Genomic DNA, 12,522 nt, shown 5'->3' on the forward strand with positions numbered 1-12,522 from the left:
TCAGCGCGGCAGGAAGGACGCCATGAACCGCTGGACGCGGTCGGCGTCCTGCGGCACGGCGTCGGGGGTGAAGTGCCATTCGTTGCGCGTCCACTGGTCGATGATCAACGCGTCACCCGCCGCGGCCGCCGGGACGTGGATGCAGTGCTCGGACAGTTCCCGCATCAGCGACTCCTCCGACCGAGATTCGTCGTCTCCGACGATCACCACCGACAGCCTGGCGTTGACTCCCCTGGTCGCCAGGATGGCGACGCGTTGCAGATCGTCGTGGCCGAGCCCGGGTCCGAAGTCGGACAACACCAGCACCCGCGCGGGCACGTCGACGTCGCCGAATCCGCTCTGCGCGCTGAGTTCGGCAAGGTCGACGGCGCTCACCAGGCCGGTCAGCTTGGCCGCGAGGTCCTGATGGCTGGTGACCACGGGGTCCCGCATCAGTGGCTGCAGCGGTCCGGTCAACGCCGACAGCGAGGTGGTGAGGTCCACGACGTCCAGGATCGGCGTCGGCGACGGCGTTGCCGCGAGCAGGCGCATGACGATCGCGACCACGACGGGCGCGGCGGCCTTCGACGACGTGGTGTCGATCCAGATCGGGCGGTACAGCGGTGTCGACAGGCAGAACGGCACGCGTAGGTCCGGCCGGTTTGGCGCGGTGACCTCACCGACTCGAATTCCGTTGCTCGGCAGAGTATTCCCTCCGATCGGGGCCCAGGACGAAGAGGCCCACGACGACAGCGACCGCGGCAGTTCGGGATCGATCGCGCGGAGTTCGTGGATCAGGTGTCCCGCGTCGGCCTGGTAGCGCGTCTCTGCGGTGGCGACCAGTTCGTCGTGGCGGCGTTGGGCATCCGCTCGCGCCTTGGTGGCCGCGGGGCCGTTGCGGGTCGCGGGGTCGGCCACCGCAGCCGACAGCTCGTCGTCGAGACGTGCCACCGCGTAGTCGCGGGCGGAGACGTACGTGGCCGTCGTGCGGGCGGCGTCCTCGAAGATCATCCGGATCCGGCCGACGGGGTCGTGCGGATCGACCGGCGGGATGGGCAGGACGGCCGCCGTCGTGGGCGGCGCCGCGGCCGCGGGAGCAGCCTGGGCCTCGGGAGCGGCCTGGGGCTCGGGAGCGTCATCGACCTCCACTCCGTGCACGACGAGGAGCTGGGCCAAGCCACCCGCGTATCCCTGGCCGACGGCACGCACCTTCCAGGCCGCGGCGCGGCGGTAGAGCTCGAAGCAGATCACCGCGGTCTCGTTGGCCGCCAACGGAACCGCGAAGTCGACCACCGCATGGCCTGCCGCGTCGGCCAGTCGGCCGGAGAGCCGGGTGGGCGGCGGGGACCCGGCGGCCTGTGGGTCGGCACTGACAACGCACAGCACGCCCGACGCGTCGGGACGGACACCGTCGAGGTCGATCTCGATGCAGGCGTCCCGCAGCGCTACGCCGCCAGCGCTGGCTTGGTTGTAGAAGACGAAGTCGGCACTACTCGCGACGGTGAGGTCGGCCCGCACGATCAGCGCCGAGACGTCGATCGCGACGTCACAAGAGGCCGTGAATCGCAGCATGCGTTGCTGCAGCGGCGAATTTTGACCTGCGACCAAGGTGAGCGTCACGACGACCCCCTAGAGGTGGCGCGTCAACTGAGGCGCGGCCTCTCCCACGTGCTTGGCCATCATGGGTTCGCCGATCGCCTGCAGCTTCCAGTCGCTGCCTTCCCGGTAGAACTTGGCCATCACCATGCCGGTGTACCGCAGGCCGGTGCCCATCAACGTGTAGCGGGCGAGTTCGGAGTTGTTGGTGTCGTCGATCAGTCGGCAGAAGGCGTTGGCCAGCTGGTCGAACGTGTGACCCTGATACGACGTGACGATGAACACCAGCGATGTGACGTGCGGCGGAATCCGTTGCAGATCAACATTGATGACCTCGTCGTCGCCCTCGCCTTCGCCGGTGAGGTTGTCGCCCTGGTGCCTGACCGAGCCGTCCTTGCTCGCCAGCTGCCCGTAGTAGCAGACGTCGACCAGCGTGTGGTCGGCGAACAGCGCCACGGACGCGTCGAGGTCGATGTCGGGCGTGCGGTTGCCGAACATGCCCCTGGTCTTCACCGGATCCCAGCCGAGCCCCATCCGGATGCGGGTGAGTGCGACGCCGCCGTCCTTGCGGAGGGTGACCTTCTGGCCCTTGCTGAGGCTGACCGGGCGTCCCTTGGTGAGGCTGACCTCTCCGGCCGACGCAGCAGGCGGGGGCGGCGGCGCAGACGGTGGCGGATAGCTGGGTGGTGCCGCAGGCGGCGGGTAGGCCGGCGGCGGCGGAGGAGGTGGTGGCGGCGGAGGTGGCGGCGGTGGAGGTGGCGGCGGAGGTGGAGGTGGCGGAGGTGGCGGAGGCGGCGGTGGTGGCGGGGCCTGCTGGGCCGGGGTGGGCGCATCGTCAACGGAGACACCGTGATCGGTGACCAACGCCGCGAACCCACCCGCGTAGCCCTGGCCGACGGCGCGCACCTTCCATGTCCCCTGGCGACGGTAGACCTCGAGCGCGATGACGATCGATTCGGAACTGAGGCCCTCGACGACGTACTCGTACAACGGGTTTCCGGCCGCATCGGTGACGACGGCCGTCGGCGGTGCCGACTGCCCGAAGGTGCTGTTGGCGTTGTCGAGGGTGATGACGGCCCGGATCTGGGCGATGTCGGCGGGCACCGCGCCCAGCGACAGCGCCAGGCTGGCAGGCTGGCCCGCCGGTCCGGGGGTCAGGCGTACCCCTGGGCCCTCCGGCTGGTTGAAGAACACGAAGTCCGCGTCGGAGCGGACCTTGCCCGTTTCGGTGACCAACAGCGCGGACAGATCCGCGGGTGCCGTGAGCCGCACTGCCACGACGATGTCGGTGGCGTCGATCGGGCCGTTTTGACCTTTGGCGAGCGATGCAGACAAGGCAGTCCTTCATTCGGGTGATTGCGGAGTCTGGGAGACAGCTTCGACTGTACTGAAGGCGGCGAGTGGCGCGGGGCGCATCTGCAGATCGCATGGGACGGACGACGACTTGGCGCTATCGTGTCGACGACGGCTTCCAACACACGTTTACGGGGATACATGGCGCAGTTGCTGGAGCGATCCAAAAAGGTCATAGAAGCGCAGCTCTCGGGCACGAGCATCAAGGCTCTGAGCGGCTCGATGGTTGCCTACGAGGGCACCGTGCAGTTCAAGTCCGCAGGTTTCGGCGGAGGCTCGGGAATCATGGCGGGCCTGAAACAGCGCGCCACCGGAGAAGCCCTTTCGTTGATGGAGTGCACCGGCAACGGCCGGGTGTTCCTCGCCGTCAACGCTCAGCACGTCACGGTCGTCGACCTGAACAACGAGCAACTCAAGGTCGAGTCGCGGCAGCTGTTGGCGATGGCGGGCAACCTGCAGACGAACGTGACGTTCGCCGGTCTCCGCGGTGCCAGCGCGGGCCAGGGTTTGTTCACCACGACGGTCACCGGCCAGGGACAGGTGGCGCTGCTGTCGGCGGGCGGGCCGCTGATCCACCTCGAGGTCTCACCGCAGTACCCGCTGGTCGTCGACCCCGACGCCTTCGTCTGCGCAAAGGGCAACCTGACACAGTCCTTCGTCACCGACGTCTCCTGGCGGACGGCGGTTGGGCAGGGCAGCGGCGAGGCCTTCTCGCTGCGCTGGGAGGGCAACGGCCTCGTCTCCATCCAGCCGGCGGAACGGTAGGCCCCGACATGGTGTTCACCAAGGTCAACTCCAAGGTCGTCAGCGTGAACGTCGGCCAGGCCGGTGGCGTCGTCGCACGGACCGGGTCGATGCTCTTCTACACCGGCGACGTGCGCTTCTCCCCCCACCAGGTTCCCGGCGCCGGCCAGATGGGCGGCATGGGCGGCTTCGCCAGGATGGCGGGCCGGATGATGCAGGGCGAGCACGAGCGCACCATGATGGCGCAGGGCACGGGCGACGTGCACTACGGGTTCGCCGGGCTCGAGGTCCACGTCATCGAGGTCACCCCCGGCGCCGTGCTCCGCGTCGAGGCGTCGCGTCTGCTGGCCAACACCGCGGGCCTGCAGAGTTCGGTGGTGTCGGTGGCCAGTTCGGGCGGCGGAGGCGGCGGTGGCGGTTTCATGGGTGCGCTGCGCGGCGCCGCGTCGGGCGCCCTGACCGGACAGGGCATGTTCACCACCCAGTTGTCCGGGCACGGCGCCGCGGTGGTGATCTCGCACGGCGGGGTGATGGAACTCCAGGTCGGCGGGGCGCCCGTGGTCGTCGACCCGCAGGCCTTCGTCGGCGCCTACGGCAACGTCCAAACCGAACTGAAGACGGCGATGAGTTGGCGTGACGCCGTCGGCCGCGGCTCCGGTGAGGCGATGCAGCTGAACTGCGTCGGCCAGGGAGTCGTCTACGTGCAGGCATCGGAGGAGAAGCTGTGAGCCAGGTACTCAATCCGTCGGTGCTGGTCGGCGACGACAACATTCCCGACAACAGCTACGCCTACTGCATCGATCTGAACGCACCGTGGTTCATCCGTCGCGGCGCGATGATCGCCTACTACGGGCAGATGGAGTTCAAGGCGCTGACGCACGGGCTCGTCGGTGGCGCGCTGCAGATGGTGGCCCAGCAGTTCTCGGCGCCGCTGTATCTCGGCGACTACTCGGTGGCCGAGGGGTACGGGAAGCTGATCATCGGCGACCGCGGGTACGACATCAACTCCTACGATCTCGACGAGGGCAACCTCACCATCCGGGCCGCGAATCTCCTTGCGTTCCAGCCCGGTCTGGCACTCAAGCAGTCGATCGTGCCCGGCTTCCTCACTCTCATCGGCACCGGCAAGTTCCTCGCGTCGTCCAACGGCCCGGTGATGTTCGCCGAGCCACCGTTGCGGGTCGATCCAGAGGCGCTCGTCGGCTGGGCGGACTGCCCGTCGCCCAGTCATCACTACGACCAGACGTGGATCACCAGCTTCATGGCGGCTGGCGCGGCGCGGATGGGCATCAACTCCGGCGAGGAACGTCAGTTCGACTTCACCGGCGCGGGAACGGTTCTCATCCAGTCCAGCGAGAAGATCATGGACGACAGCATCATCGTCAGGACCATCGAGGGTCAGCTACACGGCATCAGTTCGCCTGGGCTGCAACGACTCAACGCGGTGATCGCGTCTCAGATGTCCCAGCAGGCCCAGCAGCGCACCTGATCTTGCGCGTCGGCGATTTCTGGCGAAATCTCTTCTGTCACTTTGGTTTCAGCAGCCTCAGTTTGACGTTGGCTTGTCGGTGGTTCGAACTAGCGTTCTACACATGGAAGCCGGGGTCGTTCACGATCGTGAGGAGATCGTCGCGGCCCTCGACGGACTGACCGCGGCGTTCGACACCGTCGCCGGACTGTCCTTCGACACGTTGACCCACCCCGAACTGCTCTCGGTGCTCGACCGGCTGGAGAACCTCGCCTGGCGCACACCCACCCTCGGTCGCCCGCTCATCGCCCGCCTCGCCGCGGAGGCCGCCCCCGTGGAGTTGGGAGCGAAGTCCCTCAAAGCGGTGCTGACCGAGCGGCTACGCATCTCCGGCGGCGAAGCCCAGCACCGCCTCGACGACGCCAAGCTGCTCGGCCCTCGCACCGCGCTGACAGGGGAACCGTTGGAACCGATCCGCGCCCACACCGCAGAAGCGCAGCAGAAGGGCCGCATCGGACCCGAACACGTCGCGACGATCGGGAAGTTCTTTGCCACCCTGCCCTCCTGGGTGGACCCGACCACCCGCGAGCAGTCCGAGGCGGATCTGGTCGGCCACGCCGCCGCGCTCGGGCCGGATGCATTCGCCAAGGTCGCGCACCGTCTGGCCACCGTGATCGATCAGGACGGACCCGAACCCGACGACACCGAGCGCGCCCGCAAGAGGTTCATCTCCATCGGCAAGCAACGTGCCGACGGGACCGCCAAGATCACCGGCTGCCTGGACCCCGAAGCCCTGGCCACCATCGAAGCGATCCAGGCCAAGTGGGGCGCACCAGGGATGTGCAACCCCGACGATGAACACCCCCGTACCTCGGGGACACCGAGCCAGACGCAGATCGATGAGGACATCCGCACCAGCGGCCAACGGTTGCACGACGCGTTCATCGCGATCGGCCGTCACGCGCTGGCCTCCGGGGAACTCGGTCAGCACAACGGGCTGCCCGTGTCGGTCATCGTCACCACCACCCTGCAAGACCTCCAGAACGCGGCCGGGTCCGGGGTGACCGCAGGCGGCACCGTCATCCCGATGGCCGACGTCATCCGACTCGCCTCCCACGCCTATCACTACCTGGCGATATTCGACAAGCACACCAACGTCGCGCTGTATCTGGGCCGCACCAAACGCATCGCATCGGTCGGACAACGGATCGTGCTCTACGCCCGCGACCGCGGGTGCACCAAACCCGGCTGCACCGTCCCCGCCCATGGCACCCAGGTCCATCACGTCAACCACTGGGCCTCCCGCGACGGCCAAACCAACATCGACGAAGAAGTCCTGGCCTGTCCCGGCGACAACCGCCTCGCCGAAGCCGGCTGGACCGTCGTCATCAGAGACGGTCACGTCGAATGGATCCCACCCCCGCACCTCGACACCGGACAAACCCGCATCAACGACTACCACCACCCCGAACGCCTCCTCGACCCAAATCGCGACGAGGGGGACCCGGGTTAGCTCGGGCCTCGTCGTGCGACCCGTTCGGCGAACCAGCGCAGAATCTCCTCACCCGCAAGGATTCCCGTGCCCTCGGTGATGGTCAGGTTTGGGTTCGTCCAGCCGAGGGTGTGCAGCTCGCCGTGGCGCGGTCGGATGGCGGCGTCGGCGCTCGCCAGCATCTCGGCATCCAGCCCACCGTCGCCTGCTGCGAGAAGCTGGTTGTCAGAGTCGATTTCACCGTCCGCCACCAGCCGTGAGCGCACCTCGGCGATCGCCCGACTCTTGCAGATGGCCTGCGGCATCATGTAGATCTTGCGGCCCTGCTGTGACACCGTCCACCCTCGCTCGGCGCACCACCGGCCCCAGCGTGGTCGAAAGTCGGCCGGCACCAGCTCCGGACGCACCACCAGGTAGCAGAACAGGTCGTCGGCGATGCGGAACTTGTCCACCCAGTCGTCGTCGATGTGATGGCGCAGCTCGGTGGCAACCGCGCTCAGCGATGCGCCGCCCCGATGAGTCGAATCCTCGATCGAGGCGCGCCACTGCCGGTCGGCGACACCGTCGACGAGGATGTTGCCGCCGTTGCTGGTGATGGCGTATCGCCAAGGGGCCCCTGGAAGTTCGATACGCTCGAACTGCTCGATGGTGCGAGTGGTCGTGGGGACCACGCGGACACCGGCGGCCAGTTTGCGGAGCGCGGCCACCGCCGTCACCGTCATGTAGGACAGCGGGGCGCCCTGGTAGTACTCGACGCACACCAGGTCCGATTCGTCGAATCCTGGGCCGACCGCATTGCGGGAGTAGATCATCGTCCTGTCGAGATCGGTCGCGATCACCGTCATTCGCGAAGGTCCTTGACCAAACCCATGCAGGAGTACGCCAGATCGGGGACCACGTCGACGGGAACTCCCCTGGCGGCGGCCAACATCCGGATGTGCTCGTGCTCCGGGGCGTCGGGTTCACGGACCAGCACGCGCCACGGCACGCGGCGCAGTAGCACCCTGGTGGTCTCGCCGACACCAGGCTTGACGAAGTTCACCGTCGACACGCCGTAGGCCTCGCGGACGTCCTCCACGGAGCGCCAGCCCGCCCACGTGGGCGTGCGGTCCGAGCCGCGCAGCGCGTCGACCTCCGGCGCAACCCGTTGTGCGACGGCGGGAAATCGGTCGCACACCTCGTCGATCAGATAGTTCGACACGTCGTCCGCGGCCAGCTCGCGATAGAACTTCGCCCCGTGAAACTCCCCAGGCCCGATCACCACGTCGTTCAGCACGGTCCGCGAGACCAGCCCGGAGACGGTCGAATTCAGGCACGCCGACGCGATCAGAAAGTCGTCCCTGGTGCCGTAGGTCCGCACGCACTGACCGGGGTCGGCCAGCACCGCCAGATCGTCGTTGAACTCGACGCCCCCGGCGAGGTGGAACTCGTGCAACGCGGCCGTCAGCTCGCGAGTGATGGCGCCCTTGCCGGTCCACCCGTCGACGAAGACCACCGATGACGGCTCGTGGTGTTGGGCAAGGTAGTTCAGCGCGACCTCGTCGATGCCCCTGCCCCGCACGATCGACACCGAGTAGTGCGGCAGGTCCAGCCCGCGCGTCCGTTGCGCCCACCGCCGCATCAGCACGCCGATCGGCGTGCCGGCCCTGGCCAACGAGACCAGCACCACGTCGGAGCCGCGTTCGGCGAGGACGAGCTCGGTGACGGTACCGACTGCCAGCGCCAGGCGTTCGGCACTGTCCTGCAGGACGCGGGCGAACAGCTCGCGGTACTGAGCGTCGGGTTGGTACTCGACCGGCAGTGATTCGGCGTAGTGCGCCGTGCCGGCCTGGATGGCCGCCTCGCGCTGCGCGACGTCGGCCTCCAGGGCTAGGTGCGAGAGATCCTTGAGCAGCCACCGCACGTCGTCCGCGGCGTAGGACCCGAACTCCGGACCCGTCAGTGGTCGCGTCACGACACGTGCCTCCTGGCGGCGCGCAGCGCGTCGACGTCGACCGCGGGCACCACCGCGATCAGGACGTCGGATCCCGCGGCGGTCAAGACGTCCACCAGGCCACCGGGTTCGGTGAGCCCGGCCGTGTCGGCGGGTGGATCGACGACGACGACCAGCAGGGGTGCCGCCACCACCGCCGCGACATGGTCTTCGCGCAAGCGCTCATCCGCGACCTGGTCTTCGCGCAAGCGCTCATCCGCGACATGGTCTTCGCGCAAGCGCTCATCCGCGACCGGCCACTGCGCGTTGTACAGATACCGCTTCGCGGTCTCGTCGAACTCCGGTGCGCTGAAGCGGAATCCCCGCCGGAGCGGATAGCCTTCCTCGTCGAGCACGTAGGCGGGCGATCGGGTCGTCGTTTGGAAGCGTGCCGAGAAGCCTTGCCGGGCAAGCACGTCGGCGATGCGCAAGGGCAGGTACATCAGCTCCTCGTGACCGATGACGATCACGGGCCTCGCCGGGTCAAGATGCGGCAGCAGGGCGTCGGCGGACGCCGCGACGGCGCTATCGAAGGCCGGACGGTCCTCGTCCAGGAAGCCATGCCTGCCACCGTCGGGAACCATTCGGGGCCAAGGCAACTCGACGCGCGTGAAGGTGCCGCGCCGATCCGCTGTCGGATTGAATCGAGGATCCGCCAGTGCCGCCACGGATTCGACGAGGCCCTCGGGCAGCACGGTCCGGCCCTCGGCCAGGCTCACCGAGTCCAGCCGGACGCGCAGTTCGTTCGCCGCGTCGGCAGCCAAGAGATGGTGCTCGTCGGTGCGCATGTCCACCAGTGAGGCGATCACGTAGTGGCGCCTCGGGTGGTGCCGGTGCAGTGCCCGAATGGCCTCGATGGCGGTGGCGCCGGTGGAGATCTCGTCGTCGACGAGCACCAGCGGATGGTCGTTGTCGAAGAGTTCGGCACCCGAGGGTTGCAGCATGTGGCTGGTGGCGTGGGAGTGACCCTCCTCGAAGCCTGCCAGCACGTCGACACCGGGAACCTGCCTGCGCGTGGAGTGCAAGTAGCACCGGGCCCGCAGCCGGGTGGCGACACAATGCCCCAAACCGGTTGCGGTCTCGGCGAAGCCAAGCACCACGGCGTCCGTGGCGACACCGCCGAGCGTGTCGGCGACCAGGTCCCCCAACCGGTCGCCCGCAGCCAGCACGGCGGCCGGAGTGGCAGGTACGTGCTTGCCCAGGACGGTGGACACCAGAAGGTGGGCGCGCCGAGGATTGCGCCGGAGCCCCGGTATGACCAACTCGGGCACCGTGTATCCCGCCGTCGAACTGACGTGACGAAGCTCGATGCCGAGTTCTCTTGAGGCCCACGGGGCGCTGAGCGCGTGGCTCATCCGCCCACCAGAGCGGTCAGCAGGTCCACGAAGGTCACGCCCTTGTCGGTCACGCCGAACACCCTGGCGCGCAACAGGGTCTGGTCGGCCCAGTTGCGGTGGGGTTTGGTCTCGTTCATCTTGTTGCGATATCCGGAGGCTTGCACACCCGAGGCGGACTCGACGATGTCGCGGGCGTCGTGGTACTCCTCGTGGGTGACCGCCGACAGCGCGTGAACGGGCGCGACGTGTGAGGGATGGATGACCGTCTTGCCCTGCAATCCATTGGCCCTGTCGAGCGCCGTCTCGCGGAGCAGCCCGTCGAGGTCGCGGCTGACGAGGTGTTGCCGGAAGATGACCGCATCGTGTTCGGCGAAGGGCGTGGTGCGCAGCAGCGGCCGGAACATGCGCTCCCGGTCGGCGAAGTACTCCCACACGGGACCGGTGATGACGAAGCCGGTGCCGTCCGCTCGCCCGAAGTAGTTCACGATGTCGGCGATCACGTCGACGACGACGCGGACGTCGTACACGGTCAGATCACGGTCCCGGCGGATGCCGAAGGTGCCACACATGTCGGTCGCGCCGATGCGGACCGCCAGCACGTCGTCGCGGCGCCCGCCGAGCAGAGCGGACACCAGACCCAGCTCGCGCTCGCGGGTCTCCCGGAAGACCAGTTCGCGTGATTCGAGCACCGGCATCACGAAGAGGTGCTTGCCGAGCAGCTGCGACGCCTGCGCCACTTCGTCGAGGTACCGCGCGCCGTTCGCACTGCTGAACTTCGGAGCCACGAACCCGGTCAGCACGTCGGCGCCTGCCACCAGGGACTCCGCGATGGTGCGGATTGCGTCGGGATGGCGCACCCTGACGAACATCAGCAACTTCGACGCCGGGGTCGCGGCCAACTCGTCGAGCGCGACGACGACGTTGCGAATCGCGTCGTCCACCTCGTGGTCGCCGACGGCGTCCTCGAGGTCGAGGACCATCGAGCACACCCCCTCAGCCGCCCGTCGCGCCACCGTCGCCGCGAGCTCGGGCCGGGTGGCGGGTACGTACAGCGTGGCGCCGAGCGCGACGGCGAGGAACCGACGATCCTCCCGGTCGGTGAACGACTCCGGCGTTCGGAAGAACAGCGACCGGGTGACGTGGTCCTCGAACTGACCGAAGTGCCTCACCGCGCACCCGAGTCACGGGGGTCGGGCGACTGTGTCCGCATTCGTTGCACGACACCGGAGATGAATGACGCCACGGCATCCAGTCCGGAAACATAGCCCCAATAGTCGGGGTTTCTTCCTACGAGTTGCTGCGACGCGCGATCGATGCGCTCGACCTGCGCGTCGAGAACCGATGCCCAGTCCTTGACGACACCGCGACTCATCGCGAGCATCTGCGCGTCGCGCAGCTTGAAGCGGACCTCGTTCTCCTTGGCCTTCGGGTTGTCCCGGACCGTCCGCAGCAGGTCGAGTCGGTCGGTCACGGCGTCGACGAGTTCCTCCGCGTCGGTCAGATGGGCGCGCACGTCCGCGGTGAGATCGAGGGCGCGCTCGGGATCGCCCTCCGCCAGAGCTCTCTTCGCCGCCGTCAGGTCCGCCTCGGCCATGTCGATGAACCGAGCGCTGGAGCGTTCGTTGTCGTGCAGATCGGCCGAGCTCGCGGCGTTGAATTCCCTGAGCAGCGCCGAGTACGCGGGGGCGAGCCGCTCAGCCCTGGTGCGCACGCCTGCGATGCGCGTGCTCACCGAGGCCAGGCCGTGGCGGGCCAGGTTGTCCTTGCCTGGCGCCGCGGACAGCGCCTCGTCCAGCTCGGTGGCCGCCGTGCGCACGTCGTCGGCCGCGGCGCGGATCGGGACCGCGCTGCCCGCGGCCAGGGCGGCGTCGAGCGCGGCGACGGCGGCGTCCAGCCCCTGACCGGCCACGCGGACCGAGGCGTACCCGAGCAGGCGCGGCTCGACGCCCTGCATCCGCAGCCGCACGGCGTTGGCTGCGGAAGCGGCCTGCTGGGCGACGTTCGGCACGGCGGCCAGCGTCGCCACCGCGTGTTCGAGCTTCGTTCGGTTGGCGTTGTAGAACTGGTCGACGGCGTGCGAGGCGGCCTGAAGTTGGCGCAGCGTTGCGTCGAACGAGGTGGATGAACTTTGAGTAAACGGCTGCGGCTGCCGCGGGTCGCCGCCCGGTGAGCCGACGTCGCCGGTGACCGCGAGGTAGGCGGCCGACGCCTCGTAACATCCGGTGGCGATGGGATCCCATTGGGCGCGCATCCGCTGCTCGGGGAAGAGCTGCTCAGAAGCCTGAACCGCGGACTCGGCAATGCTCTGACGCTTGTCCATGTCCAGGAACGCCTCGGTGAGGGCCGCTGGAGCCGGGCTCTGGGCATGGGTCGGCGACTCATCGATACGGGGCCGCCGAAAGAAGCGGCCCCCCCACCGGCTCGTCACGTTGTGATGGTACTTACCTGAGCGAGGTCGGCTCGTTGACTCGCATCAACCGACCGGCATGCCGAAACTTGCCATTACAGTTGCACCTGCGGGGTACCTGTGACCCAGTTGCCTCGCCGCATGGCCTGACGGACTTCGATCTCCACGTTGAAA

The 12,522-nt window shown here is 68.2% G+C and carries 11 protein-coding genes; 4 read left to right on the forward strand and 7 right to left on the reverse strand.

Translation table 11 applies throughout. The features are described 5' to 3' along the window. Both ABW137_RS05630 and ABW137_RS05635 read right to left on the reverse strand, forming a co-directional pair. Positions 1 to 1,599, reverse strand: coding sequence for a TerD family protein (locus ABW137_RS05630; RefSeq protein WP_526397726.1), 1,599 nt, complete (start codon positions 1,597 to 1,599; stop codon positions 1 to 3). Between the two features lie 9 nt (positions 1,600 to 1,608). After that, on the reverse strand, positions 1,609 to 2,910 hold the full coding sequence (locus ABW137_RS05635; RefSeq protein WP_526397728.1) for a TerD family protein: 1,302 nt from the start codon (positions 2,908 to 2,910) through the stop codon (positions 1,609 to 1,611). 159 nt (positions 2,911 to 3,069) lie between these two features. On the opposite strand from ABW137_RS05635, the gene ABW137_RS05640 reads away from it, so the two are divergent. From ABW137_RS05640 to ABW137_RS05655, 4 genes are all read left to right on the forward strand, one after another. Then, complete coding sequence (locus ABW137_RS05640; RefSeq protein ID WP_526397730.1) at positions 3,070 to 3,693, forward strand: AIM24 family protein; 624 nt, start codon at positions 3,070 to 3,072, stop codon at positions 3,691 to 3,693. An 8-nt stretch (positions 3,694 to 3,701) separates the two neighbouring features. Beyond that, a complete protein-coding gene (locus tag ABW137_RS05645; RefSeq protein ID WP_526397732.1) occupies positions 3,702 to 4,400 on the forward strand; it encodes an AIM24 family protein in 699 nt (232 codons plus the stop codon). Then, positions 4,397 to 5,161, forward strand: coding sequence for an AIM24 family protein (locus ABW137_RS05650; RefSeq protein WP_526397734.1), 765 nt, complete (start codon positions 4,397 to 4,399; stop codon positions 5,159 to 5,161). Before ABW137_RS05645 ends, ABW137_RS05650 begins: the two co-directional genes overlap by 4 nt. 103 nt (positions 5,162 to 5,264) lie before the next feature. After that, positions 5,265 to 6,653 (forward strand): HNH endonuclease signature motif containing protein, encoded by a 1,389-nt coding sequence (locus ABW137_RS05655; protein ID WP_526397736.1) that lies wholly within the window; start codon positions 5,265 to 5,267, stop codon positions 6,651 to 6,653. On the opposite strand, the gene ABW137_RS05660 is transcribed toward ABW137_RS05655, so the two are convergent. From ABW137_RS05660 to ABW137_RS05680, 5 genes are read right to left on the reverse strand one after another with little or no spacing between them, the layout of a single operon-like run. Next, on the reverse strand, positions 6,650 to 7,477 hold the full coding sequence (locus tag ABW137_RS05660) for an HAD family hydrolase (RefSeq protein ID WP_526397738.1): 828 nt from the start codon (positions 7,475 to 7,477) through the stop codon (positions 6,650 to 6,652). The two genes, ABW137_RS05655 and ABW137_RS05660, sit on opposite strands and share 4 nt — an antisense overlap. After that, positions 7,474 to 8,586 (reverse strand): cysteine protease StiP domain-containing protein, encoded by a 1,113-nt coding sequence (locus tag ABW137_RS05665; RefSeq protein ID WP_526397740.1) that lies wholly within the window; start codon positions 8,584 to 8,586, stop codon positions 7,474 to 7,476. The genes ABW137_RS05660 and ABW137_RS05665 overlap by 4 nt, the downstream gene beginning before the upstream one ends. Then, the gene (locus ABW137_RS05670) at positions 8,583 to 9,959 is read right to left on the reverse strand and encodes a phosphoribosyltransferase (RefSeq protein ID WP_526397742.1); all 1,377 of its coding nucleotides are present in this window, start codon (positions 9,957 to 9,959) and stop codon (positions 8,583 to 8,585) included. The genes ABW137_RS05665 and ABW137_RS05670 overlap by 4 nt, the downstream gene beginning before the upstream one ends. Further along, positions 9,956 to 11,110 (reverse strand): HpcH/HpaI aldolase/citrate lyase family protein, encoded by a 1,155-nt coding sequence (locus tag ABW137_RS05675; protein WP_526397744.1) that lies wholly within the window; start codon positions 11,108 to 11,110, stop codon positions 9,956 to 9,958. The genes ABW137_RS05670 and ABW137_RS05675 overlap by 4 nt, the downstream gene beginning before the upstream one ends. Continuing rightward, positions 11,107 to 12,369: a hypothetical protein gene (locus tag ABW137_RS05680; protein WP_526397746.1), complete on the reverse strand. Its 1,263-nt coding sequence runs from the start codon at positions 12,367 to 12,369 to the stop codon at positions 11,107 to 11,109. The genes ABW137_RS05675 and ABW137_RS05680 overlap by 4 nt, the downstream gene beginning before the upstream one ends. Positions 12,370 to 12,522 lie beyond the last annotated feature (153 nt).

The organism is Mycobacterium sp. (genome assembly GCF_040509115.1).
GTDB lineage: Bacteria > Actinomycetota > Actinomycetes > Mycobacteriales > Mycobacteriaceae > Mycobacterium.